The 26,879-nt window shown below is 66.8% G+C and carries 15 protein-coding genes; 8 read left to right on the forward strand and 7 right to left on the reverse strand.

Features of this window, described 5'->3' with window-relative positions; all coding sequences use genetic code 11:
- Positions 1-133: 133 nt before the first annotated feature.
- Entirely contained in the window at positions 134-1,090 is a 957-nt protein-coding gene (mbfA, locus tag FBZ88_RS15820; RefSeq protein WP_145618198.1) for an iron exporter MbfA, read from the forward strand.
- A 61-nt stretch (positions 1,091-1,151) separates the two neighbouring features.
- Here mbfA and FBZ88_RS15825 read toward each other — a convergent pair whose 3' ends face one another.
- The gene (locus tag FBZ88_RS15825; RefSeq protein ID WP_145618199.1) at positions 1,152-4,778 is read right to left on the reverse strand and encodes an ATP-binding protein; all 3,627 of its coding nucleotides are present in this window, start codon (positions 4,776-4,778) and stop codon (positions 1,152-1,154) included.
- Between the two features lie 602 nt (positions 4,779-5,380).
- On the opposite strand from FBZ88_RS15825, the gene FBZ88_RS15830 reads away from it, so the two are divergent.
- The 4 genes from FBZ88_RS15830 to FBZ88_RS15850 all read left to right on the forward strand — a co-directional run bounded on the left by FBZ88_RS15830 (position 5,381) and on the right by FBZ88_RS15850 (position 14,709).
- The gene (locus tag FBZ88_RS15830) at positions 5,381-7,813 is read left to right on the forward strand and encodes a TonB-dependent receptor (RefSeq protein ID WP_211102683.1); all 2,433 of its coding nucleotides are present in this window, start codon (positions 5,381-5,383) and stop codon (positions 7,811-7,813) included.
- A 573-nt stretch (positions 7,814-8,386) separates the two neighbouring features.
- On the forward strand, positions 8,387-11,320 hold the full coding sequence (locus FBZ88_RS15835; RefSeq protein ID WP_246138685.1) for a TonB-dependent receptor domain-containing protein: 2,934 nt from the start codon (positions 8,387-8,389) through the stop codon (positions 11,318-11,320).
- A 180-nt stretch (positions 11,321-11,500) separates the two neighbouring features.
- Complete coding sequence (locus FBZ88_RS30305; RefSeq protein WP_186464427.1) at positions 11,501-12,043, forward strand: hypothetical protein; 543 nt, start codon at positions 11,501-11,503, stop codon at positions 12,041-12,043.
- 518 nt (positions 12,044-12,561) lie between these two features.
- Positions 12,562-14,709, forward strand: a complete 2,148-nt coding sequence (locus tag FBZ88_RS15850; RefSeq protein WP_186464428.1) for a TonB-dependent receptor — start codon at positions 12,562-12,564, stop codon at positions 14,707-14,709.
- A 127-nt stretch (positions 14,710-14,836) separates the two neighbouring features.
- Here the strand turns inward: FBZ88_RS15850 and FBZ88_RS15855 are convergent, their stop codons facing one another.
- The 3 genes from FBZ88_RS15855 to FBZ88_RS15865 are packed head-to-tail and all read right to left on the reverse strand — an operon-like array spanning position 14,837 to position 19,068.
- Positions 14,837-16,348 (reverse strand): DHA2 family efflux MFS transporter permease subunit, encoded by a 1,512-nt coding sequence (locus FBZ88_RS15855; protein WP_145618202.1) that lies wholly within the window; start codon positions 16,346-16,348, stop codon positions 14,837-14,839.
- An 11-nt stretch (positions 16,349-16,359) separates the two neighbouring features.
- On the reverse strand, positions 16,360-17,547 hold the full coding sequence (locus FBZ88_RS15860; protein ID WP_145618203.1) for an HlyD family secretion protein: 1,188 nt from the start codon (positions 17,545-17,547) through the stop codon (positions 16,360-16,362).
- A 27-nt stretch (positions 17,548-17,574) separates the two neighbouring features.
- Positions 17,575-19,068: an efflux transporter outer membrane subunit gene (locus tag FBZ88_RS15865; RefSeq protein WP_145618204.1), complete on the reverse strand. Its 1,494-nt coding sequence runs from the start codon at positions 19,066-19,068 to the stop codon at positions 17,575-17,577.
- Positions 19,069-19,271: 203 nt separating this feature from the next.
- Between FBZ88_RS15865 and FBZ88_RS15870 the strand changes: the two genes are divergently transcribed.
- Positions 19,272-19,874, forward strand: a complete 603-nt coding sequence (locus FBZ88_RS15870; protein WP_145618205.1) for a TetR/AcrR family transcriptional regulator — start codon at positions 19,272-19,274, stop codon at positions 19,872-19,874.
- A 10-nt stretch (positions 19,875-19,884) separates the two neighbouring features.
- Here FBZ88_RS15870 and FBZ88_RS15875 read toward each other — a convergent pair whose 3' ends face one another.
- A complete protein-coding gene (locus tag FBZ88_RS15875; RefSeq protein ID WP_211102684.1) occupies positions 19,885-21,132 on the reverse strand; it encodes an aspartyl/asparaginyl beta-hydroxylase domain-containing protein in 1,248 nt (415 codons plus the stop codon).
- Positions 21,133-21,605: 473 nt separating this feature from the next.
- On the opposite strand from FBZ88_RS15875, the gene FBZ88_RS15880 reads away from it, so the two are divergent.
- Both FBZ88_RS15880 and FBZ88_RS15885 read left to right on the forward strand, forming a co-directional pair.
- Positions 21,606-24,515: a TonB-dependent receptor domain-containing protein gene (locus FBZ88_RS15880; protein ID WP_246138686.1), complete on the forward strand. Its 2,910-nt coding sequence runs from the start codon at positions 21,606-21,608 to the stop codon at positions 24,513-24,515.
- Positions 24,516-24,715: 200 nt separating this feature from the next.
- On the forward strand, positions 24,716-25,729 hold the full coding sequence (locus FBZ88_RS15885; protein ID WP_145618206.1) for an NADP-dependent oxidoreductase: 1,014 nt from the start codon (positions 24,716-24,718) through the stop codon (positions 25,727-25,729).
- Positions 25,730-25,789: 60 nt separating this feature from the next.
- Here FBZ88_RS15885 and FBZ88_RS15890 read toward each other — a convergent pair whose 3' ends face one another.
- Both FBZ88_RS15890 and FBZ88_RS15895 read right to left on the reverse strand, forming a co-directional pair.
- Positions 25,790-26,221, reverse strand: coding sequence for a helix-turn-helix domain-containing protein (locus FBZ88_RS15890; RefSeq protein WP_145618207.1), 432 nt, complete (start codon positions 26,219-26,221; stop codon positions 25,790-25,792).
- Positions 26,211-26,432: a hypothetical protein gene (locus FBZ88_RS15895; protein ID WP_040842923.1), complete on the reverse strand. Its 222-nt coding sequence runs from the start codon at positions 26,430-26,432 to the stop codon at positions 26,211-26,213. Before FBZ88_RS15895 ends, FBZ88_RS15890 begins: the two co-directional genes overlap by 11 nt.
- Positions 26,433-26,879: the final 447 nt, after the last annotated feature.

Raw genomic sequence — 26,879 nt, forward strand, 5'->3', positions numbered from 1 at the left:
GCTCCGGCGCAGCGAGCGCAACTCATTATTATTACTTGGGAATTCCGCATCCCTCGCGCATGCGGCGGGTTGACGGGCGGCCTGACTTGGCTAGTCTTCCCGGCATTCCCCGTTCCTGCGCAAGGCCATCCCCATGAAGGACTTCTCCGACCTCACCGAACAGGAGCTGCTGGCGCTGGCCGTGTCGCTGGAGGAGGAGGACGCGCGCATCTACGACGAGTTCGCCACCGGCCTGCGCGAGAACTTTCCGGAAAGCGCCAAGGTCTTCAACGCCCTGGCAGCCGAAGAGAACGGCCATCGCCACCGCCTGATCGAGCTGTACCGCCAGCGCTTCGGCGAGCATATCCCCCTGATCCGCCGCCAGGACGTGCGCGGTTTCGTGCAGCGCAAGCCGGTTTGGCTAATCCGCCCGCTGTCGTTGGAGACGGTGCGCCAGCAGGCCGAATTGATGGAGGCGGAGACCAAGCGCTTCTACACCCGGGCGGCCCGCCGCTCCACCGACGCCGCCATCCGCCAGTTGCTGGGCGACCTGGCGGATGAGGAGCGCCGCCACGAGGCACGGGCGGAGCAGCTGGAGTCCCGCCTGGTGACGCCCCAGGTGCGGGAGGAGGAGCACGCGTCGGAACGCCGCCTGTTCGTGCTGCAGGTGGTGCAGCCGGGCCTGGCGGGGCTGATGGACGGTTCCGTCTCCACCCTGGCGCCGCTGTTCGCCGCCGCCTTCGCCACCCACGACACCTGGCAAACCTTCCTGGTGGGCATCGCCTCGGCCGTGGGCGCCGGCATCAGCATGGGCTTCGCCGAGGCGCTGTCCGACGACGGCAGCCTGACCGGCCGGGGTAGCCCCTGGCTGCGGGGCCTGGTCTGCGGCGTCATGACCGCGGTGGGCGGCCTGGGCCACACCCTGCCCTATCTCATCCCCCAGTTCTGGACGGCCACGGCCGCCGCCGCCGCCGTTGTGGTGGTGGAGCTGGGCGTCATCTCCTGGATCCGCAATCGCTACATGGACACGACCTTCCTGGCCGCCGCCTTCCAGGTCATCATCGGCGGCTTGCTGGTGTTCGCGACGGGGATTCTGATCGGAAGCGCGTGATGCGCGCTTCTCAAACACCGGCGCCCCCGGATGGGACGCCGGCATCTAAGGGGGCTAACAACTACGCCGCGGCGATGGGCACAGGATAGTCGCGGGCCAGGGCGGCCCAGGATGCCGGCGCCACGCCGACGATGGCGGCGACCAGCAGGCGCGCCTCTTCGGCGTCGCCTTGGATGCACGCCTGCTCCAGCGACTGCGCCAGGTACTGCAGGCGGCGCAGGCCCAGATTGCCTACGGTGGAGATCAGGCTGTGCGCCTCGCGCCGCGCCTCGGGCAGGTTGCCGGCGGTGACCAGGCCGGCGGTGCGGACGATGCGCGCCTGCCCGAAGCTGACGAACTCCCGCACCATGTCCACCGTGCCGTCGCGCCCCGCCAAATCGACCAATTTGGCCAGCGGCTCGCCGTCGAACAGGGGCTGGTCGGCCATGGGAAAGCCGTCGCTGGGGCCGGCCATGGGCCGCGGCCCTTCCGTCGTGCCAGAGTGCGCCGGTGCTGCAACCCCGCCGGTCCAGCGGGCCACCAGGTCGAGGAAGCGGCCCTGGTCGAAGGGCTTTGACACATAGTCGTCCATGCCGGCGGCCAGGTATTCCTCACGCATGCCCACCATGGCGTTGGCGGTCATGGCGATGACCGGCACGCGGCGGCCCGGCGGCTCGCCCGCGCGGATGCGGCGCGTCGCCTCCAGACCGTCCAGGCCGGCCATCTGGATATCCATCAGCACCAGATCCACCGGCGGCTGGCCCAGGGCCATGGCGGCGCCTGCGGCCCCGTCGCTGGCCAATTCAACGGCATAGCCTTCGGTGCGCAGCATCATCTCTGTCAGGCGGGCGTTGATGCTGTTGTCCTCCACCACCAGCACGCGGCGGCCAGCGCCGCGCTTGGGCAGGGCGGCAGGGGCCGGGTTGGTGGGCGGGGCGGCGGGGGACGGTGCCGCTTCGGCCGCGGCCGCAGCCTGGCCAGGCAGGCGCGGCAAGGTGAGGTCGATGGTGAAGGTGCTGCCCTGGCCGGGTGCGCTGTCCAGGGTGATGGTGCCGCCCATCAGGGTCACCAGTTCGCGGCAGATGGACAGGCCCAGGCCACTGCCGCCATAGCGCTGGGCGATGCCGTCATCACCCTGGACGAAGCGGTTGAACAGCCGCGCCTGCTGATCCGCCGTCATGCCGATGCCGGTGTCACGCACCGTCAGCACCACGCGCACATCGCGCAGGACGCCCATTTCCACCGCCGGCGCGCCCTCGACCACCTCGGCCGTCAGCTGGACCTGCCCCTTGTCGGTGAACTTCACGGCGTTGCCCAGCAGGTTCAGCAGCAGCTGGCGCAGACGGCGGGCGTCGCCGCGGAAGGTGGCTGCCGCCTCGGGTGCGATGCGCGTGCTGAGCGCCAGGCCCTTGGCCCGGGCCTGGCCTTCCATCAGGCGCGCGGCCTCCGTCACCACCGCGGCCAGCTGGAAGTCCGTCGCCACCAGGTCCACCCGCCCGGCCTCCAGCTTCGAGAGGTCCAGCAGATCGTCCACCAGCAGCAACAGGGTCTGCGCGCTGTCGCGGATGATCACGGCCAGGTCGCGCTGCAGGGGCGCCAGCGGCTCCGCCGCCAGCAGCTGCACGGCCCCGATGATGCCGTTCAACGGGGTGCGGATTTCATGGCTGGTGGCGGTCAGGAAGGCGGACTTGGCGGCGTTGGCGTCTTCCGCCACGCGGCGCGCCTGCTCCAGCTCGGCAGCGGCGACGGTCAGGGTGTCGCGAGCGGCGCGCAATTCCTCCTCCTGCCGCACTCGCTCGGTGACATCGCGGGCGGCGGAGATCAGCAGGGGCGTCCCATCATCGCCCCGGGTTAGGGAGATGATGGTCTCAAGCCAGATCCAGCGGCCGTCCTTGTGGCGCAGGCGGAAGCGGGCGGAAACGCCACCGGCAAGGTCGCCCTCGGCCATGGCCCCGGCTGCGCCGGAACCGGCCCGCGAGGCCGCCGCCGAGAGCGCGTCCAGGGTGGCGTCGATGGCCTGGTCGTCCGGATGGCGCAACTCCGACAGGGGCAGCCGCGTGAATTCCGCCACGCCGTAACCCAGGATGCGTTCCACCGAGGGGGAGACGTAGAGGCGGGTGCCATCGGGCCGTGTCAACAGGATGATGTCGCTGGCGCGGTCGGCCAGCAGGCGGAAGCGGGCCTCGCTCTCCTCAAGCGCGTCGCGCGCCTCCACCAGGGCGGTGATGTCGCGGCCGACGCCGCGCCAGCCCCGGATGGCGCCGTCGGCGTCATAAAGCGGGCGCCCCGACAGCACGATGTGATAGCGCCTGCCGCTGGGGTGGCTGACGACATAGCGCAGGTCGCGGAATTCCTGCTTGTCGGCGCCGCCGGCCAGGGCGGCGGCCGTCTCGGGCGTGGGGGTCAGGCCACCGATCTGCTTCTGCCCCACCATGCGCAGGGGATCGAGGCCGATGGACCGCACGCCGGGCGACACATAGGTCAGCCGGCGGTCGGGATCCGCCTCCCAGTACCAGTCCGTGGACACGTCGATCAGGTCCCGGAAGCGCACCTCGCGCTCCGCCAGGTCGGAAGCACCCTGTTCCAGGTTATGGGCCATGGTGTTGATGGCCCGGGCCAGCACGGCGAATTCCGCGTCCGACGCCCGTTCGGGCGCGCGCACGCCCCGCTCGCCCCGGCCGATGCGCTCCACCACCCGGGTCAGGGTGACGAGGCGGCTCATGACCGAGGTTTCCAGCGCGAAGATCCCCAGCAGGAGGGCGGCGGCGGCCACGGCCGCCAGGCCCATCATGCTGCGCCAGAAATCCTCGTCCGCCTCGCCCACCGCCTCGGCCCGGGGCAGGCTGACCACAACGCGGGCATTGATGCCCTGCAGAGTGCCGAAGCCGATGATGCGCGGCACACCATCCAGCCCCGCCGACAGCAGCGTGCCCGTGGGCTGCGCGAACAGCTGCGACACCAGGGCGTCGTCCAGCCGCTGGCCGGTGAGGACGGCGCCGGACGGGGTGTCCCCCAGCGGGGCGGCCGGGCCATCCGCCTGGGGTGCCGCTGGCAGGGGTGTCGCCAGAGCGGGTGCCTGGGCCGGGCCGGGGAAGCGCACCAGCACCTCGCCCCTGGCATCGACGATGGCGAACAGGCCATTGGGCATGTCGGCGGCCATGGCCGCCAGGCGGCCGGCCCAGTTCAGTCGCATGCTGGCCCGGGCCACGGCCTTGACCTGACCGTCCGGTCCCAGGATGGGACGGGCCATGGCCAGGATGGGGGCCCGCGTGGTGCGGCCTATCATATAGTCGCTGAGCGTGGCGCGGCCGGTGCGCACCGCCTCCTGGAAATAGGGGCGGTCGCTGACGTTGAGGGCGGCCGGGGGGTTGCCGGTGGAGGCGCAGATCGTGGTGCCGTCGGGCCGCGAGAGGAAGACGTTGGCGATCCACGGCTCCGCCGCCTTCAGCCGGACCAGGTCGCCGGCGCAGTCGCCGGCCGACAGATCCACCTCCTGCAGGGCGACGGTTTCCACCAGGTGACCAAGCTGCTCCACCAGCACCCGGTGTTCCTCCTCCGCCACCTGGGTCAGGATGCGCACGTGGGCGCGGGCGGCCATGACCGCCGCCTGGCGCCTGGACTGGCCTTCCACCACCATCAGGGCCGCCATGGCGCCGATGACGGCCACCAGCAGCAACAGCAGCCTGCTGCGCAGTCCCGGTAGCCGCATCACCCCTCACCGTCCGCGCGCCGCATGCACCGCCCCCGATTACAGCCGGCAAGCCCCTGGAAGGCATACCAATATCTATATTAGGGCCGGCCGCCGCCCCCGCCAAGAGCGGTGCCCCCTGCGAGACTGGCGATTGGGTGGTAGGCGGGACCCTGTTATTCCACCATGCCGTTCCGGACATGCCGGGCCTGCCGGTCGGGCCGCCGGCCGCGCCGCCGCCTACGGCGCTGATTCGCCCGAATTCCTGATCAACAGGTCAAGATTTCATCATTCTGCAACACTTCCCCCGACACAGATGGCGCACGCATGTGCGTCAATATTTATCTATTTGATAAACAACGATTTTATTCCCGTTTTTGCACAAAAAAGCTGCGCTGCACTTTGTCGCGCCGCCCGCATGATATGTGCTTTGACGGCCACAGTTGGGGGCAAATCGGCGCGTTTTGGTGGGGGTCCGGCAAGAAGGCCGCGCCTCTGTAATGGTGTTGTAATACGAAGAAGGGAATAAAGCGCCCGACACGGCCTCACCTGGCTGAACGAACGGGTGCGGACGGGTGTGTGGCTGACCGAACGACGAACGATCCAAATTCTGGGGGCAATCGATGAAGAAGCTTAATCGCGCGCAGGCGCCGGGGCGCCGCTACGCCACTTTCCTGAAGCTCGGCACGGGCATGGTCGCCCTGGCGACCGCCACCGCCTGGGTCGCTCCGGCGCTGGCGCAGTCCACGGCCTCGCAGGAAATGGATGAGATCATTGTCGCCGGCAACCGCCAGCAGCCGTCCATCTCTGGTCTCCTGCAGGCTGAGAGCTCGCCGAAGTCCAAGTCCAGCGTGACGGCGGAATATCTGTCCACGCAGACCGCCGGTCAGTCGATCCTGCAGAGCATCAACCTGCTGCCGGGCGTGAACTTCACGAACAACGACGCCTACGGTTCTTCCGGCGGCAACATCCGTATCCGTGGCTTCGACGGAAACCGCGTGTCGCTGACCTTCGACGGCATCCCGCTGAACGATACCGGCAACTATGCCATCTATTCCAACCAGCAGCTGGACGAAGAGCTGATCACCCGCGCCACGGTGAACATCGGCACCACCGACGTCGACAGCCCGACCGCCTCGGCCACTGGCGGTACCGTCAACGTGCAGACCCGCAAGCCGCTGGACACCCTGAACGTCGACACGCTGCTGAGCTTCGGCAGCTACAATTACAAGCGCGTCTTTAGCGTGCTGGACACGGGCACCTTTGGCCCTGGCAACCACACCTCGGCCTTCCTGGCTGCGTCCTATCAGGACTACAACAAGTTCAAGGGCGAAGGCGAAGAGAAGAAGAAGCAGCTAAACTTCCGCGTCTATGAAGATCTGGGTGGCGGCGACTTCATTTCCGTGGCCGGTAATTACAATGAGAACCGGAATAATTTCCTCTTCACCGCTTCTCGCGCGCAGATTGGCCAGAACTACTTCGCCGACTACTACACCAACTGGATCCCGCAGACGGCCGTCAACGGCAAGGCCGATACCCCCGCCACCACCGATGGCGGCGGCGCCTTCCTGGGCTATTACGGCCTGCGGCTGAACCCGTCCAACACGGGCAACGTCCGTGGCCAGTCTCGTTTCCACTTGGCCGACGACGTCATGCTGACGGTCGACCCCTACTTCCAGTACACGCTGGCCAACGGCGGCGGCTACAGCTCGGTCAAGGAGACCGACCCCCGCCTGATCGGCGCCAGCAAGGCCAAGGGCGTGGACCTGAACGGCGACGGCGACCTGCTGGACACCGTCCTGCTGTACGCCCCCAGCAACACCAACACCTTCCGCACGGGCGTGACGTCGTCGGTCATCTGGGACATCAACGAGGATAACCGTTTCCGCGTCGGCTACACCCTGGACTACGGCCGTCATCGCCAGACGGGCGAATATACCCAGATCGGTTCCGATGGCACCCCGCTGGACGTGTTCGGTGGCAAGAACTCCGGCCAGATCTACACCGCCGACGGCGCCATCCTGGACAGCCGCAACCGCTACTCCATCGCCGAGCTGAACCAGGCCTCGCTGGAATACACCTACAAGGCCCTGGACCAGAAGCTGATCATCATCCCGGCCCTGCGTCTGCCCTATTTCCATCGTGAGCTGAACAACTACTGCTACACGCTCACCTCGGGCAGCACCTCCTGCACCACCGGCACGGTCGCCGCCAACACCATCTACAAGGCGCCGTACAGCACCACGAAGGACTTCAGCGAACCGCTGCCCAGCCTGGGCGTGTCCTACCAGGTGACGCCGGAGCATCAGGTCTACTTCCAGTTCTCGGAAGGCTTCTCGGCCCCGCGTACCGACAACCTGTACAACCTGATCCGTGACGCCGGCGCGGTGCAGCCGGAAAAGACCTACAACTTCGAACTGGGTCACCGATTCCAGACCACCTGGCTGATGACCTCCCTGGAAGGTTGGTACACCCGCTACATCAACCGCGTGGTCTCGGCCCCCAGCCCCGACGACCCCACCCTGTTCCAGGACCGCAGCCTGGGCCGCGTGGATCTGTACGGCGTGGCGGGCGAAGCCGGCTTCGCCGTCCTGGATCAGGTCAACGTCTACGCGTCGGCCAGCTGGACCCATTCCGAGGTCAAGGGCAACGTGTTGTCCGGTGCCGTGATCGTCCCGACCAAGGGCAAGGAACTGGTGGACACGCCTGAGTTCATGGCCGGCGGCCGCGTCGAGTACAAGCCGCTGGACATCCTGTCCATGTCGCTGCAGGGCAAGTTCACCGGCACCCGCGCGGCCACCGACGTGAACGACGAATGGACCACCCCGTTCTTCGTCGCCGACTTCCAGGCCCGCCTGGATCTGCCCGACATGGGCGGCTTCCACGGTTCCTACCTGCAGTTCAACGTCAACAACCTGTTCGACCGCCGCTACATGAACGTGATCAGCACCTCGCAGACCACGGCCCTGGGCATCCCCGGCCTGGCTGGCTCAACACCGTTCTACCTGGTCGGCTCGCCGCGGACGTTCATGGGCACGATCCGCACCCAGTTCTGATGACAAGGACGGCGCCCGTCCCACCTGGGCGGGCGTCTCTTCTCGAAAAAGGCGGTCCCGGCTGGGGCCGCCTTTTTTGTTTGCGCGCATCGTTCACGTGTGGGCAACAGGTTATCAAAGCTGCGACTGCTTCTTAATCGGCCCGATTAACGGGTGCCATCGCCCACTCTTTGGGCAATCGTCGGCGACGCCTACTGATTCGGCAGCGGCCCCGGCGCGGGCCCTGTCCCCGCCCGCGAAACGATGCAATTTGTCGCTGTTACCGTTTGGTTTTTAATTTGCAACAGATGTGTGTCCGACAGCTCATTCTGTCGCCTGGTTATTTTTGTCCAATTTCAACATTTTTGGCGCAAGTTTATCGCTTAAGTGTAACCAAAAAGCTACAGACATGCACGGAATCGGCCGTCCCACCCCTTGGGTCGTTGACGCATTGCTAACGTGATCGGAAAACTTCCTCCCAAGCCAAACAGAACGCTGGGCAGAGGCGGACTGGGGAGCTGCCGCCGGAGGCCGGGAAAAACGCCCAGGCGGCGCCGAACGGGGAACAACCAATCCGAAATGGAGATGGACTACATGAAGGGATTTGAGAGCAGGATCCGTCAGTCGCTGCTGACGGGCGCCGCCCTTGGCGTGTGCGCCCTCACGATGTCGACGACGGCCTACGCCGCGGCGGCGGCCGACGATCTGCAGGAAATCGTCATCACGGGTTCGCGTATTAAGACGGATTCGTCCGCCGGCATCAGCCCGGTGACCAGCGTCGGCAGCGAGGAAATCAAGCTGCAGGGCGCCACCCGCATCGAAGACGTGATCAACAACCTGCCCCAGGCCTTCGCCGGCCAGGGCAGCATGATTTCCAACGGTTCCAGCGGTACCGCCACCGTCAACCTGCGCGACCTGGGTGCGTCCCGTACCCTGGTGCTGGTCAACGGTCACCGCATGCCCGCCGGTTCGCCGCTGAACCCGGCCGCCGACTTGAACGAAATCCCCGAAGCCCTGGTGAAGCGCGTTGACGTGCTGACCGGCGGCGCCTCGGCCGTGTACGGCGCCGACGCCGTCGCCGGCGTCGTCAACTTCGTGATGGACGACAATTTCGAAGGCGCCAAGGCTGACATCAGCTACAGCTTCTATCAGCACAACAACGACGCCACGAAGTTCCAGAACGCCGTCAAGGCGCGCAACTTCGGCCTGCCTGAAGACGACGTCACCGACGGCTTCACCCGCACCTACTCCGGCGTGCTGGGTGTGAACACCCCCGACGGCAAGGGCAACATCACCGTCTACGCCGACTATCGCAAGACGATGGCGGTGACGCAGGACAAGCGTGACTACAGCGCCTGCGCCATCAGCGTCTCCAAGACCGGTGCCTACTCCTGCGGCGGCTCGGGCACCACGGCCCCGGCCCAGATCATCGACAACATCGGTGGTGGCGACTACGTCGTCAGCGGCACCAGCCTGCGCGACTTCACTGCGGCCGACCAGTTCAACTATGCGCCGTACAACTACTACCAGCGCCCCGATCAGCGCTACTCCGCGGGCTTCTTCGGTCACTACGAATTCAACCCGCATGTCCAGGTCTACACCGAGTTCATGTTCCACGACGACCACACGGTCGCCCAGATCGCGCCGTCGGGTGTGTTCGGTCAGGAATTCCTCATCGGTTGTAACAGCCCGCTGCTGTCCGCCAGCGAAGTCACCACCCTCTGCACCAACAACGGCCTGACCTCCTCTGGCCAGGCCGATGTGAGCGTCCTGCGCCGTAACGTCGAAGGCGGCGGCCGTATCGACGACCTGCGCCACACCTCCTACCGCGAACTGGTCGGCCTGAAGGGCGACCTGTGGGACGGCTGGAGCTATGACGCCTACGCCCAGCGCAGCACCGTCATCCTGTCGGAAACCTACAAGAACGACTTCTCGCTGGCCCGCACGGCCGAGGCGTTCAACGCCACGACCGATGCCAACGGCAAGCTGGTCTGCGCCAACTCCGCCGCCGTGGCCGCCGGCTGCGTGCCCTACAACATCTTCAGCAGCAGCACGGCCATCGATCCGGGCGCGCTGAGCTACCTGCAGACCCCGGGCTTCAAGGAAGGCTCGACCGTCCAGGACGTGGTGGATGTCTCCATCAGCGGCGATCTGGGCCGCTACGGCTTCCAGAGCCCCCTGGCCAGCCATGGCGTCGGCATCGCGTTCGGTACGGAATACCGTCGTGAAGAGCTGACCCTGAAGGTCGACCAGGAGTTCGACAGCGGCGATCTGGCGGGCCAGGGTGGTCCGACCCACGGTGTGGCCGGTGCCTACGACGTCCGTGAAGCCTTCATGGAAGTCAAGATTCCGCTGGTCCAGGACAAGCCCTTCGTCAAGGACCTGAACCTGGAAGGCGGTTACCGCTATTCCGACTACAGCACCTCGGGCAAGACCGACACCTACAAGGTGGGTGGTGAGTGGGCCCCGACCTCGGACGTCCGCTTCCGCGCCGGCTTCAACCACGCCGTCCGCGCGCCGAACGTGGTCGAGCTGTTCACGCCGTCGGGCGTGGCCCTGGGCCTGTCCAACGACCCCTGCGCCGGTGCGGCCCCGACCGCCACGGCCGCCCAGTGCGCCAACACCGGTGTGACCGCCGCCCAGTACGGCAAGATCGTCGCCAACAGCGCCGGTCAGTACAACGACCTGGAAGGTGGCAACCCGAACCTGCAGCCGGAATCGGCCGACACCCTGACCGTGGGCGCCGTGCTGACCCCGACCTTCCTGCCGGACCTGACCTTCTCGGCCGACTACTTCAACATCAAGATCGACGGCCTGATCAACGGCATCGGCGCCGACCTGATCATGACCAACTGCTTGACTGGTGTTAACACCAGCTTCTACTGCCCGCTGATCAAGCGCTCGGCGACCGGTTCGCTGTGGCTGGGCACCACGGGTTACGTCACCAACACCAACCAGAACACCGGTAGCGAAGAGACGTCGGGTATCGACTTCAACACCAACTACCGTCTGGACCTGGCCGATATCGGCATTGAGAAGCTGGGCGCCCTGAACTTCAACTTCACCGGCACCTATCTGATCGATTTCGTCACCCAGGCCCTGCCGGGCTCGGACGGCTATGATTGCGCCGGCCTGTACGGCGCGACCTGCTCCACGCCGCTGCCGGTGTGGCGTCACAAGGTCCGCATGACCTGGGAAACCCCGTGGGATGCGACCATGTCGGTCAACTGGCGCCACATCAGCAGCGCCGATTGGGAACGGACCAGCAGCAACGCCACGCTGAACGGCTCCGTCATCCCCGGCCTGGCTCACATCGACAGCTACGACTACTTCGACTTCTCGGCGTCCTACCAGGTCAGCGATTGGCTGACCCTGAGCGGCGGCGTGAACAACGTCTTCGACAAGGATCCGCCGCTGGTCACGACCCAGGTGAACGGCAACTCCTCGTTCATCAACGGCAACACCTATTCTCAGGTGTACGACAGCCTGGGCCGTTACTTCTTCTTCCAGGCTTCCGCCAAGTTCTAATCGAACACGGCATAGCCTTCAGTCCAAAGACGGCGGGTCCCCCGGGGCCCGCCGTTTTCTTTTTTCATTCAATGCGTTGGCGACGATTGCTTGACCCTGGGCGACAGCCGTCGCTATTCCGCCCGGTGTAAAGCCGTGGCACACTGCCGCCCACGGATCACGCCTTAGGAATCCCGGACCATGTCGTTCAAGAAGATGCCGTCGCTGACGGCCGCCACCCTGTTGCTGGCCTTGGCCGTGGCACCCGCCGCCCCGCAGCCGGCCCGCGCCGCCGAGAGCCTGGCCTCCTGCCGGGCCATTGGTGACGCCACCCAGCGTCTGGCCTGCTACGATGCCCTGGCCGCCGCCGCGGCCAACGCCCCGGCCGTCGCGCCCCCCAACGCCGCCACTGCCGCCGCCAACGCCGCACCGGCCACCCCCGCCGTACCGGAGGATCCCACGGCACGGTTCGGCAAGGAAAAGCTGCCGCGGACGGAAGAGCAGCAGGCCAAGGACGATGCCGAACAGGATGAGGAGATGCACTCCACGGTCGCCTCGTCGGTGGCCCTGCCCTATCGCCTGTTCGCCGTGACCCTGGCCAACGGCCAGACTTGGGTCAGCAAGGAGGCACTGACCTTCGACCCGAAGCCGGGCGACGAGGTGCGCGTCATGCACGGCCTGTTCGGCAGCTACTCCATGGTGGTGGGCCGCAGCCGGCCGGCGAAGGCGACGCGCGTCAGCTGACCGCCCATCAGCACCACAGTCATTACATCGTGTATTTCGAAGGGCGGCCCTCATGGCCGCCCTTTCCGCATGCCGACTCGGGCGCATGGCCATTCAGCGCCAGGCCCGGCCAAAACTGGCAGAATCAACCCGTCTACACCATCCGGCATACCTCTGGCGCGGAACACAAGGGCATCGGCAGGCGCGAATTGAATGCGCCGAGCCCCTGGCTGTGCCAAACCTGACCATCTGGTCAGAAAATGGTTGCTGCAACCCCAGGCTGCGCCGATGCTGATGGCATCCCAGGAACGACAGGCGCGGCAAACCGCCCGCGAACTTGGGGCGGGTAGGGTCCGGGCTCGTCAACGATCGCCCCGCCCAACCATGCCAAAACGGGCCCCGCAATAAAACGGCCTCACAATAAAACGGGCGGAATCCATCGAGCCTGCTTTCGTCAAATCCAATCACGAAAGACGGGGACAACAATGTCGAACAGGGCAGTTCCTATAACGGGCAAAGATCAAAAGAAGACGCGCGCCATGCTGACGTCGTTTCTGGCGGGTGGCACGGCCACCCTGCTGGCTGGCGGCGCCCTGGCGCAAACGGCGGCCACCGCCACCGACGACTCGGTCTTCCAGGAAATCGTGGTCACGGCGCGCAAGCGGGCGGAAAGCCTGACCGAGACGCCCACCGCCATCTCCGCCTTCACGGCGGAGGATCTGCAGCAGCGCAACATGGAAAACCTGGCGGACGTGGGCAAGTACGTCCCCAACCTGGAGATCAACCGCTTCGGCGTGGGCAACCCGGCCCATGCCGCCATCTTCATCCGCGGCATCGGTCTGCAGGACCACATCATCACCACCGACCCCGGCGTGGGGGTTTATGTCGATGGCGTCTACCTGGGCCGGCAGATGGGGTCCAACCTGACCCTGGCCAATATCGAGCGGGTGGAGGTGCTTCGCGGGCCGCAGGGCACGCTCTATGGCAAGAACACCATCGGCGGCGCCGTCAACATCATCACCGCCCAGCCGGGCGATGAACAGGTGACCAAGGCGGAACTGAAGGTGGGCAGCCGCGCCCGGGTGGAGGCCAACGTCTACACCAACACCAAGGTCACCGACAAACTGGCCGTGTCCTTCACCGCCGCCGTCAACCGCCGCGACGGCATCGGCCAGGCCCTGAAGGTGAACGCGCCTGAGGATGTGGGCGAGATCAACGAGGTGTCGGGCCGCGCCGCCGCCAAGCTGCAGGCCTCGGAAACCTTCTCGCTGCTGCTGACCCTGGACGCCATGAACGGCATCTACGGCAAGACGCCCACCACCATGGAGGTGAACAATCCCAACGGCTTCTTCACCGGCACGCTGGGCCTGAGCGAAAGCCTGCTGCCCGCCAACCCGGACGACAGCAATTCCAACCACGCGGAACTGTTCAAGCAGACCATCCAGAACCGCGGCGCCTCGCTGACCGCCAACTGGGAACTGAACGACAACCTGACGGCCAAGGTGCTGGGCGGCTTTCGCTACACCCGCTACACCGGCGGCCTGGACGACGACCAGACCTACCTGGACCTGGAATCCTATCCGGAACGCGGCTTCGCCCGGCAATATTCGGTGGAACCGCAGCTGAACGGCGAATACGGCAAGCTGGATTTCGTCATCGGCGCCTATGCCAGTGACGAGCAGGGCAACACCAATTCCGGTCCCACCGTCTACATCAGCCCCAGCGGCTATTTCGACCTGAAGCAGACGACCAGCAGCTACGCCGTCTACGCCCACGCCGGCTACAAGATCCTGGACGATCTGAAGCTGTCGGCCGGCGCCCGCTATTCCGACGACCACAAGGACGCCAGCGCCCAGTTCGACAGCTGGACCGACCCGTCGCGCGTCTACCGCAGCCAGTCGTGGAGCGCCACCACCTGGGACGTGTCGGCCACCTACGACATCGCCAAGTCCGTGGCCGCCTACGCCACCATCTCCCGCGGGTACCAGAGCGGCGGCTTCCCGCCCCGGCCTTTCAACGGGCCCAGCTACTTCACCGCCTTCAACCCCACCTTCGCCACCAACTACGAGACCGGCATCAAGGGCGTCTTCTTCGACCTGCTGCAGATGAACGTGTCGGGCTTCTACACCGAGTACACCGACCTGCCGCTGGAGGTGTCGCAGCCATCGGCCACCGGCTTCAACACCCGCATCGAGAGTGCCGGCCAGTCGGAGGCCAAGGGCTTCGAGGTCGAGGGCACGCTGAAGCTGAGCAAGGCCTTCGACATCCAGACCTCCGTCGGCTTCATCGACGCCCAGATCACGGCGGTGCCGGGCGACGCCACCGCCATCAAGGTGGGCTTCACCCCGGCGCTGACCCCGCAGTGGACCCTGTCGGTGGCGCCGCAGTACCACCTGTTCCTGGAGAGCGGCACCATCGACGCCCGCATCGACTATTCCTATCGCGGCAAGGAATACGGGCAGTCGGCCAACGACGGCTACAACCTGATCAAGTCGCGCAGCCTGTTCGGTTTCAACATCGCCTACACGCCGGCCCAGGGCCATTGGACGGCGGCCGTATATGGCGAGAACATCTTCAACAAACGCTACGACGTGGGCCGGCTGGATGACGCCTTCGCCGGCTTCACCGAGATCATCCGCAACAACGACCGCAGCGAATTCGGGCTGAAGGCCACCTACACATTTTAAGGCCCCAGGCCAACTTTCCCCGGGGGCGATGACTGACGGCCCCGAACCTGGACCCCGCCCGGACGGCACACCGGGCGGGGCCTTTTTCTTTGGCCAAGCTGTGGGCGCCGGCGATTGGGGGCCCGCCTCAATGCACCCCGGTGGTGTCGGCCACGCGCGTGGGCTTGGGCGCCAGCCAGATGACCAGGGCCGACAGGCCGAAGGCGATGGCCACGCCCAGGAAGATCTGGTTGGTGGCCAGCATGACACCCTGGCCCTGGACGATGCGGTCCAACTGCTGGATGGGCAGGTTGGGACCCACCAGGCCGGGGCGCAGCAAATCCACCAGTTCGGCCCGGTTGCGGGTGGCGCCATCCTCCCACAGCGTGTTGACGAGCGAGGTAGCGAAGGCGCCCGACAGCGTGCGCAGGAAGTTCATCAGGCCCGCCGCCGAGGCGGTTTCCTCCACCCTCACGCTGGCCAGCGCCAGGCCGGTGAGAGGCACGAAGAAGAAGGGCATGCCCAGGCCTTGCAACAGCAAGGGAAAGGCGATCTGGCCATACGTCATGTCGGTGGAAGAGCCGCTGCGGTACAAAGTGACGCCCGCCAGCCACATCAGCCCGAAAAACACCAGCGGCCGGGGATCGACCTTGGCCGACATCCTGGCGACCATGGGCGCCGCCATGACCGCCAGGATGCCCGTCGCCGCCGTGGCGTAGCCAGCCCAGGTGGCGGTGTAGCCCATGTTGCTCTGCAGCCAGAGCGGCGTCAGCACGGTGGCCCCGAAGAAGGCGCCGAAACCCAGGCTGATGGTCAGCACCGCCATGGCGAAGCCGCGATGCCGGAAGACTTTCAGATCCACGACCGGATGCGCCTCCGTCAGTTCCCAGATGAGGAAGGCGGCCAGACCGATGGCGGCGACGATGGCCAGCGCCACGATCCCGGTGGAGGAGAACCAGTCCATGTCCTTGCCCTCGTCCAGCATGATCTGCAGGGCGCCCACCCAGACGATCAGCAGGATCAGGCCCACCAAGTCGAAGCGGGGGCGGACGGTCGGCGTCTCGAACACCTTCAGCAGGCCCCAGCAGGCGGCGGCGCACAGGATGGCGATGGGCACGTTGATGTAGAAGATGAAGGGCCAGCCCCAGCTGTCGCACAGCGTGCCGCCCAGGATGGGCCCCAGGATGGGCGCCACCAGGGTGGTCATGGCCCAGATGCCCATGGCGGCGGGCGCCTTCTCCTTGGGGAAGACACGCAGCAACAGGGTCTGCGACAGGGGCATCAGCGGCCCGCCGGCCAGGCCCTGCAACACCCGGAACAGCACCAGCATGCCCAGGGACTGGGCGAAGCCGCAGAGGGCGGAGCAGATGCCGAAGCCCAGCATGGCGGTGACGAAGGTGCGCACAGTGCCGAAGCGGCCGGCCAGCCAGCCCGTCAGCGGCACGGTTACCGCCTCCGCCACCGAGTAGGAGGTGATGACGAAGGTGCCCTGGCTGGAGGACACGGCCAGGCCGCCGGCGATGTTGGGCACCGAGACGTTGGCGATGGTGGTGTCCAGCACCACCAGGAAGTTGGCGGCGGCCAGCAGCAGCGCCGCCACGGCCAATTGCCCGCCGGCCAGGGTCTTGGGCGTCCCGGCGTCAGAAACGGCGCTGCTCATTGGCGGTTCCCTCAGCGCTTGCCGGCGGCGTCAGCCGGCGCCGTATCGATGGTGACGTTCATGGACAGGCCGACGCGCAGGGGATGGACCACCAGTTCGCTGGGGTCCAGCACCACGCGCACGGGCACGCGCTGCACCACCTTGATCCAGTTGCCGGTGGCGTTCTGGGCCGGAATGACGGCGAAGGCGGAGCCGGTGCCACCGGCCAGGCCGGCGACCTGGCCATGGAAGACGACGCCCCCGCCATAAAGGTCGGCCGTCAGTTCCACCGGCTGGCCGGGACGCACATGGGCCAGCTGCACCTCCTTGAAGTTGGCGTCGACATAGGCCTCCCCCACCGGCACCACGCTCATCAGCATGGTGTCGGCCTTGACCCGCTGGCCCACCTGCACCTGGCGGCGGGCGACGACGCCGTCGAAGGGGGCCCGCACCGTGGTGCGGCCCAAATCCACCTGGGCCTGCTCCACCCGGGCGCGGGCGGCCATGACCTCGGGATTGGTGGCCACGTCGCTGTCGGCGATCAACACGGTGTTCACCTTTTGCGAGCCCTGGGCGGCGGCGCGGTTGGCCGCGGCCTGGGCCCGGGCCGCCTTGGCCACAGCCAGGTTGGCGGTGGCGGTGGCGAAGGCGTTCTGGGCGCTGGTCAGTTCCTCCCCCGACACGGCGCCGGAGGCGGCCAGCGCCCGACGCCGGTCCAGGTCCACCCGGGCGCGATCGTAGTCAGCCTGGGCGGAGGTCAGCTGCGCCTCGGCCCGGGCGGCGTCGGCGTCCCGCGCCGCCACCTGGGCGGCCAGGGCGCCATCATTGGCGAAGTAGCCGCGCACCCTGCGCTCCGCCTGGCCCAGCTGCGCCTGCGCCTGGGCCAGGGCGATGCGCGCGTCGGTGTCGTCGATGAGCACCAGCACGTCGCCCTTCTTCACGCTTTGCGTGTCCACCACCGGCACGGCCCGGACGGTACCATCGACGGAGGAGGTCACCTGTGCTGCGTCTGCGTTGACGTAGGCGTTATCGGTGGAAACGTAGCGACCGCCCGTCACCAGGCGATAGCCGCCATAACCCAGGCCCGCCAGCAGGACGACGGCGCCCAGGCCGGCGAACAGGCGGCGCCGGGGCGACGCCTTCTTGGCGGCCGGCGCCAGGACATGGACGGAGGAGGGTTCGTCCGCCTCGGCGGCGGGGGTGCGGGACGGGGTGGACATGGGGATGATCCTTGGGAGTGCCGCGGGTCAGCGGGCGGCGACGGTTTGGAGGGCGGCGGGCGCGGCCTGATAGCCGCCGCCCAGTGCGCGGATGAGGGCGATGTCCAGCGTGAAGGCGCGGGCCTGCAAATCGGCCAGGGCGCGACGGTCGGTGATGAGGGTGTCCTCCGCGGTCAGCACGTCCAGGTACGTGGACAGCTTGCCCTCATATCGGGCGGTGGCGATGCGATGGGCATCGGTAGCGGCGGCCAGGGCGTCGCGGGCGTGAGTCAGCCGCGTTTCCAGCGCGCGGGCGCTGGCGGCGGCATCGGCCACGTCCTGCAGGGCCTTGGCCACCGTGCCGTCGTAATCGGCGACGGCGGCGTCATAGTCGGCCCGGGCGCCCCGATACTGGGCGGCAAGCGCCCCTCCCTCGAACAGGGGCAGGCTAACGGCCGGGCCGACGCTGCCGATGGTGGCGCCGGACTTGGTCAGGGCGTTCAGGCCCAGGGTCTGCACCCCGAAATAGGCCGCCAGGTTCACGTTGGGATAGAAGGCGGCCTTGGCCACGGCGATGCGCTTGGCCGCGGCCTCCGCCGTCAGGCGGGCGGCCACCACGTCGGGACGGCGGCCCAGCAGATCGGCCGCCAGGTTGACCGGCAGCCCGAATGCCTTCAGACGGGCGCCGGCCGGTGGCTGGATGGACAGGCCACGATCGGGGCCGGCGCCCATCAGGGCGGCCAGGCGGTTGCGGGTCAGGGCGATGGCCTCGTCCTGGGCGGCCAGGTCGCCGCGGGCCGCCGCCTCGCGCGCTTCCGCCTGGCGGACGGCGCCCAGGGTTTCCAGCCCATTCTCCCGCCGCTGGCGGACCAGGTTGGTGCTGCGCACCCGCACGTCCACCGCCTCGGCCGCGGCATCGCGATCAGCTGCCTGCTGCGCCAGGTCGGCATAGGCGGCGGCGATGCCGGCCGACAGGGTCAGGCGGGCCTGCGCCACCTCCGCCCGCGCCGCCTCGGCATCCGAGGTGGCGGCAGCCAGGCTGGCACGGTTCTTCCCCCAGAAATCGAAGTCATAGCTGAGGTCCAGGGTGGCGCGCGGCACCTCGTGATAGCCCTTGGGCACGAAGGCCGGTGGGAACAGGTAGCGGTAGCTCTGCTTGTCCTCCGTCACCTGGGCGTTGGCGGTCACGCGCGGCAGCAAGGCGGCATCCGCCTGATTGGCCAGCGCCTCGGCCTTGCGCAGTCGCGCCGCCGCCGCCGCCAGGTCCGGCGCACCGGCCAGCCCCTCCTCGATCAACGCATCCAGTTGGGCGTCGCCATAGGCGGTCCACCACCGATCCTGCGGCCAGGCGACGGCGGCGGTGACCGGAGAAGGGGCAAAGCTGGCCTGTGTGGCGAAGCCGGCAGCAGCGCGCGGCGCGGGCGCCGGGCCCACATCCGGCACCCAGGCACAGCCGGACAGGGCCAGGAGTGCTGCCGATAAGCACAGGGAAGCGCCCAGGCGCCGCAACGGGCGGCTGGGAAGGGAAGCGGGGATGGGCATGAGGGCCTACTGGCATAAATAAACCGTACGGTTTGGTTTTATGGACTTGCGCGGCATCCTGGTCAAGCCATAAACGTACCGTACGGTTCAGTTATGAAATGTTACGCCTTGCCGTCGCGGGACCGTACGGGCATGGTCGCCGCCATCGACCACAGCCCACCAAATCCAGCCAGCTGGCCGGCCTTTAGGAAACGCGCGCCATCATGAAGGTGAAGACCGAAGCCCGCCGCCAAGCGATCCTGGACGCCGCCGGCGCCCTGTTCCAGGAGGTCGGGTTCGCCGCCGCCTCCATGTCCGAGCTGGCGACGCGGGTCGGCGGGTCGAAGGCCACGCTGTACAGCTATTTCCGGTCCAAGGAGGAACTGTTCGTGGCCGTCATGGCGCATGCGGCGGCGGAGATGAAGCAGGCCTCGTTCGAGGCGCTGAACCCCGACGACGACGTGCGGGAAACCTTGACCCGCCTGGGCCGCATCTATCTGCGCTTCGTCCTGTCGCCCTGGGCCATGTCCATCCGCCGCATCGCGGTGTCGGAAGCGGCGCGGTCCGAGGTTGGGCGGCTGCTGTATGAGAACGGCCCCAAGGTGGGCTGGTCGAAGTTCGCCGCCTATCTGAGCGTTCTGATGAACCGCGGCCGCTTGCGCCAAACGGACGCCGATCGCGCCGCCGCCCACTTCCGTGGCCTGGTGGAGGCCGAGCATGTGGACCTGGTCATGCTGGACGCCAAGGAGAAGCCCGGTCCCGCCGCCATCGACGCGGCGGCGGACTCGGCGGTGGACGTGTTCCTGCGCGCCTACGCCGCCGACTGACCTGGCCGCGTCACAGGCTGGAGAAGCCGCCGCCCGCCGCCTTGGGCGTCAGGGGCGTGGCGCCGAAGCCGCCCGCGGCCTCCGTCTGCTGCGCCTGGAAATCGTCCATGGCCGCAATGATGTGGGCGATGAAGTCGCGTTCGGCAGCCGACAGGCGCGGGCTCCAGATATCGAAGATCATGACCACCCGCACCTGGTCGCTGTCGTTCCAAGCCTCGTGCTCGATGGTGTCGTCGAAGGCCCAGCCCACCCCCACCTTCCATTCCCGCGTCTGGTTGCCGACACGGAAGCCGCAGCCCGGCGGCACCACCAGGGGCAGGTGCACCACCAGGCGGGTATTGGCGACACCGGTATGCGGCGGGATGCGGGTGCGTGGCTTCAGGATGGAGAACATGGCGGCGGGCGACCGGCGGATCATGCGCGGCTGCGGCATCTGCTCCAGCACGGCCATGGTCTTGGGCGCGCGGTCGGCGTTGCCGGGCACCGGCAGGCCGTGTTGCAGCAGGTGGAAGGCGCTCCACCGTGGGGAGCGGTTCAGTTCCGCCCATTGGTCCAGGGGCAGGCCGTCGCGATAGTCGATGTAGGGCACAAAGGCGCCGGCCAGCGCCTCCTCCGCCAGAATGGCCGCCAATTCCGCCTGGATGTCGGCGGTGGCGGCCTCCAGCGTGGGCAGCCAGGGGCATTCCTCGCGATCGTAGAACTCGATCGCCGGCATGTCGGGATAGTGATAGTGCGTCGGCTGCTGGGTATAGACCTTGCGCCGGCCCAGCACCTGGTCGGTGAAGAAGGCCATGCGCCGGGCGTCGGCGCTGGTGCCCCGTGCGGCGCCCTGGTCCACCACCGGGCGCAGGAAATCGGCCATCTCCTGGACATGGGCGGCGTGGGCCTTGCGGGCCTGATCCAGCGCCCGCTGAGTCGGCGGATCCAGATTCTGCTGCGTTTCGCCCAGGGCCACGGCCACGCCGTAGGCCTCGCCCGCCTCGCGCTTGCGGCCCAGGGCCTGCAGCAGCGACGCCCGCATCAGCAGAGCCATGAACAGCCGGGGCTCCACCGTCAGCACCTGGTCCACCGCCGCCAGCGCATCGGCGTGGCGGCCCATGGCGCGGCGGGCCGCCGCCAGGTTCAGCCACAGCGGCAGTTCCCCAGGCGACTGGCGCAAGGCCTCCTCCAGGATGGCGTGCGCGTCCGCGTAATTGCCTGATTTCATGGCCGCCATGGCGGCCGCATTGGACCGCTGGGCTGGGACATCAGGCTGCATCGTTGCTCCCCGTTGTAGGCGCCTTAACACCGCCATGGCAGCACAACTTTGTCCGCAATGCCAGGGATGTGAGCCCTAACCTTTTGGAAATGCGCTTAATTGCACTGCCGTTGTGCAATCTTCCAGGACAGGCCGCACGACATTGCATCTAATACTGATCGCATCACCAAAATAAATATGATGCCAGTTACGAGGCAGTTACCAAAATCACGGTGCGTTATTAAGATTAAGTGTCACTGAAACGTGACATAGGCTAGCCATATGAGCCGTTATTATCGCGTTTAGTTGACGCTCGTTTTTCACTCCTCAAAAACTCTGCTCCAAGCGATCCGGCAGCCTCAGCCCCTTTTCAGCACGGGGATTGCCGGCGTGACCGTCAAGACGCCGTTACAGGCGGTTGGGTGGAGAACAGACAAGTGAAGAAAATGACAAACCGGGGACGTTTGCTCACGTCGACGACGTTGATGGGAACCATGCTGGCCGGTTCCGTGGCCGCATGCGTGCTGGCGATGGCGGGCACCGCCGCCGCCGCGGAGGACGAGCTGCAGGAAATCGTCGTCACCGGGTCGCGCATCAAGCAGGCCGCGAACCTCAGCAGCGACAGCCCGCTGACCACGGTCACCGACAAGGAAATGAAGCTGCAGGGCACGACCAACGTCGAGACCATGCTGAACCGCCTGCCCGGCGTGACCGCCGACCAGACGCAGGGCGTGTCCAACGGCGCCAGCGGCACGGCGACCATCAACCTGCGCAACCTGGGCCCGTCGCGCACCCTGGTGCTGATCGACGGCCGCCGCATGGCCGGGGGCGATCCCAGCTATCCCTACGCCGACGTGAACTTCATCCCGGCGGCGCTGGTGGACAGCGTGGACGTGGTCACCGGCGGCGCCTCGGCCGTCTATGGCTCAGACGCCGTGGCCGGCGTCGTGAACTTCAAGATGAAGCGCGATTTCGAGGGTGTGAAGGTCGACTACCAGCTGTCGGCCGCCCAGCACGACAACGACAACAAGGAAGCGCAGACGGCGCTGAAGAACTTCGGCGTGTCCGTTCCAGGCAGCCAGTTCGACGGCTTCGTGCGCGACAGTTCCTTCATCATCGGCGCCAACGCCCCCAACAACCGCGGCAACGTCACGGCCTATGCGACATACCGCTGGACGGAACCGGTGAAACAGTCCAGCCGCGACTGGTCCGCCTGCTCCCTCTCCGTCTCGGGCGCCGACAACGACAGCCACGTCTGCCAGGGCTCCAGCAACAACACCTATGGCCGTTTCCGTACCAACGGGTCGGGCACCGGCCTGTCGCTGAACCCGGACGGCTCGTCCACCTTCGTGCCCTACAGCAACGCCCTGTCCTACAACTACGGGCCCTACAACTACCTGCAGCGCCAGGACGAGCGGTACACGGGCGGCGCCTTCGCGCACTATGAGATCAGCCCGGCGTTCGACGTCTACACCGACTTCATGTTCATGACCGACCACACCCGGGCCCAGATCGCCCCGTCGGCCATCTTCAATTCCGCCCTGTACAACATCAACTGCGACAACCCGCTGATGTCGGCGTCGGAAGCCACGGCGCTGTGCGGCAGCAATGCCGGCACCAGCGCCAACTGGTCGGGCACCATCGGCCTGCGCTTCAGCGGCTCGGGCATGGAACGCTACGACGACATCCGCCACACCGATTACCGCTATGTCATCGGCACCAAGGGCGACCTGGGCGGCGGCTGGAGCTATGACGTATCGGCCCAGCACTCGGAGGTGATCTACACCGAGCACTATGAGAACGACGTCTCCATCTCCAAGGTCCAGAAGGCCCTGCAGGTGGTGAACGTGAACGGGGTGGCCACCTGCCAGTCCGTCGTCGATGGCACCGACCTGAACTGCGTGCCGCTGAACATCTTCTCGCTGAACGGCATCAGCAGCGACGCCTGGAACTACATCAAGACCACCTCCTTCAAGGAAGGCAACGTCACCCAGGACGTGGTCCAGGGGTCCATCACCGGCGACTTCGGCCGGTTCGGGATGCAGAGCCCGCTGGCCAACAACCCGGTCGCCATCGCCTTTGGCACCGAGTACCGCAAGGAAGGCCTGAATCTGAAGGTGGACGAGGAGAATTCTTCGGGCGACCTGGCCGGCTCCGGCGGCGCCACCCAGAACTCCAGCGGCTCCTACGATGTGAAGGAAATCTACGGCGAACTGCGCGTGCCGCTGATCGAGGGGCGGGAGTGGGCCAAGGCCCTGGTGCTGGATACCGGCTACCGCTGGTCGGACTACAGCTCGTCCGGCGTGGTCGACAGCTGGAAGGCCAGCCTGACCTACGCGCCCGTGTCAGACCTCAGCTTCCGCGGCGGCTACAACCGCGCCGTCCGCGCCCCCAGCATCCTTGAGCTGTATTCCACCCAGACCGTCGGCCTGACCTCCGCCTCCGATCCGTGCGCGGGTTCCAGCCCGTCGGCCACGCTGGCCCAGTGCGCCCGCACCGGCGTCACCGCCGCCCAGTACGGCACCATCGCGGAATGCACGTCCTCGCAGTGCAACGTCCTGACCGGTGGCAACACCGCGCTGAAGCCGGAAACGGCCGACACCTGGACCATCGGCACCGTCATCACCCCGACCTTCCTGCGTAACTTCTCGGCCACCGTCGATTATTTCGACATCCGGGTGACCGACCTGATCAGCACCCTGTCGGCCTCGTCCGTGCTGAACCAGTGCCTGAACAGCGGCGACAGCTATTACTGCAGTCTGGTGCACCGCGCCAGCAACGGCAGCCTGGCGCTGACCGGCGGCTACATCATCGATACCGAGCTGAACACCGGCTACCTGAACGAGCAGGGTGTGGACATCGGCCTGAACTACCTGGTCGACCTGGAAGACCTGAACATCAAGGACCGCGGTTCGGTGCTGTTCAACTTCAACGGGACCTGGATGGCCAACTACCTGGTGCAGCAGCAGCCGGGCGAAAGCGCCTACAACTGCCGCGGCCTGTTCGGCGTGACCTGCGGCCAGCCCATGCCCATGTGGCGCCATACCATGCGCGTCACCTGGCAGACGCCGTGGAACATCGACCTGTCGGGCAACTGGCGGTACATCGGCGGCGTGAAGCTGGACCAGAACACCAGCAACGCCCTGCTGTCAGGCGACTACGACAAGGCCGACGGCCGCATCAACAGCTACAGCTACTTCGACATCGCCCTGTCGGCCACGCTGTACGATCACTACACGGTCCGCTTCGGCGTCAACAACCTGTTCGACAAGGACCCGCCCATCCTGGACAGCAACGTCTATGGCGTGTCGGGCACCTCGAACTACGGCAACGGCAACACCTTCCCGGGCATCTACGACACCCTGGGCCGGACGTTCTTCCTAGGCGTCACCGCCGATTTCTGATCGGTATCAATCCTGAGGTACATCGGGAACGGCGGATCCCGGGATCCGCCGTTCTTTCCCATGTCTCCAATATGTTGTGTGAAATAAAATCGCATCGGTGATTTTCGATATACCGCTGCGCCCCGGTTGGCGTTAGGCTCCATCCCGCGTCAGCCAAGGCCGGGGCACACCGGCCCTCAAGACACGGGAGAGATCGCCCAATGAGCACCCCCACCAACCACCAGATCCGCCTGGCGGCGCGGCCCGTCGGCCTGCCCAAGGACAGCGACTGGCAGCGCACGGAAGAGCCGGCGCGGCCGCCGTCCGAAGGCGAGGTGCTGGTGCAGACCCTGTACCTGTCGCTGGATCCGGCCATGCGCGGCTGGATGAACGAGGGCAAGTCCTACATCCCGCCCGTGGGCCTGGGTGAGGTCATGCGCGCCGGCGGCATCGGCCGCGTGGTGGCCAGCGCCGCCCCCGCCTTCGCGGTCGGCGACCATGTCAGCGGCGCGCTGGGCGTCCAGGAATACGCCACCCTGTCGGCCAAGGCACTGACCAAGGTCGATCCCGCCCTGTCGCCCCTGCCCGTACACCTGAGCGCGCTGGGCATGCCCGGCATGACCGCCTATTTCGGCCTGCTGGACGTGGGCCAGCCCAAGCCGGGCGACACGGTGGTGGTCTCGGCCGGCACGGGTGCGGTGGGCGCGGTGGTGGGCCAGATCGCCAAGATCAAGGGATGCCGCACCGTGGCCATCGCCGGCGGGCCGGAGAAGTGCCGCTACGCGGTGGAGACCCTGGGCTATGACGCAGCCATCGACTACAAGGCCGGCGACATCCGCAAGGACTTGCGCACCCACTGCCCCAACGGCGTGGACGTCTATTTCGACAATGTCGGCGGCGACATTCTGGAGGCGGTGCTGGCGCAGCTGGCGCGCAAGGCCCGCATCGTCGTGTGCGGCGCCATCTCGCAGTACAACAACACCACGGCGGTGAAGGGACCGGCCAATTACCTATCGCTGCTGGTCAACCGCGCCCGTATGGAGGGCATGGTGGTGTTCGACTATGCCGATCGCTATCCGCAGGCGGTGGCGGATATCGCCGGCTGGATCAAGGAGGGCCGGCTGGTGTCGCGCGAGGACATCGTGGAGGGTGGCGTGGCCGCTTTCCCCGACACGCTGCTGAAGCTGTTCACGGGTGAGAATTTCGGCAAGCTAGCCCTGAAGGTCGCCGACTGAGCAAGACGGGACAAGACGCGCCCCGGCGGCCCAACCGCCGCCGGGGATCGCGACTTCATATCAGGCCGAGGCGGACGCCCAGGTGGCGCCGGCAGCGGACCGGGTGGCAGCCGGGGCGCCTTCCCCATCGTCCAGGATGGGTACGGCCTGCACGATGATGCTGTTCAGGGTGCGGCACAAGGTGCGGCCCCGTTCCGTCAGGTGCAGGGTGCGGACGCGGTTGTCATGGTGCAGCGTACGCGCCTCCACCAGGTCCGAGGCGCGATTGCCGAAACCGGTGGAAAGGCGGGCAACGATGCGCGACACGGTGTGCGGCTGCGCCCGCAGCAACATCCCCAGCTCTCGCAGGCTGATGCCTTCGTTCTCGCAGATGTACAGGAAACCGCAGGCCTCCTGCAGCGAGAACTGCTCATCCACCGCCCGCATGGCTTCCAGGGCCGCCAGGGGAGCGCTGCGCTGCCGATGGCGGTGGTCGTTCTGATTAGCTGTCATAATGGTGCATGTTCCCCGTGTTGGAGGCCAGGCGCAGGGACGGCCGCACCTGGGAAGCCGCGCGCTGCTTCACTTGCGAGAATGTGAGGTTGGCCTGAGGGTAGGTGGCCATGATGGGCTCGAACAGGCGGCGGATCGCCGCTTGATGGTCACCCGCCGCCACGAAGTCGTCTGCCTCTACCTCGATCACGATGACGCTTTTGATCTTCATTTCTGCAAATCCATTTCCTTGGCCCGCCCCCCCGCCCCCTGGTCGTGCCCCTTCCAGGAACGCGGGACGAAACCGCCCGAAACCGCCAGATCCGCTGTCTCCCGGCCTATCCTCGCCGCCATCAGCCGGACGCGGGATCCGCCTGGTGGTTGCGAAATCAACCTGAGCCATTGCAGAAATGGCACTCACGATCGCTCGGGCCCAACACACCGATGCAACGCTGCAACCAATCCTGGTTCCCGGTCCCAAACCGCCCGGACACCGGGGCCGCCCCTTGGCACTTCAGCCATCTCTTCCGCAGGGCGACACGAATTAGGTGCGCTTTTGTCGTTATACGGACGAGCCGTCAAAAGCTGTCGCTTGCAGGAACGATTAAGGCGCCGATTTTGCCGCCCTCTTGCGAGGGGCACGGGGGACGCCCGGACAAAGCCTGGAACGCCACCCGGC

Source organism: Nitrospirillum bahiense (assembly GCF_007828025.1).
Taxonomy (GTDB): domain Bacteria; phylum Pseudomonadota; class Alphaproteobacteria; order Azospirillales; family Azospirillaceae; genus Nitrospirillum; species Nitrospirillum amazonense.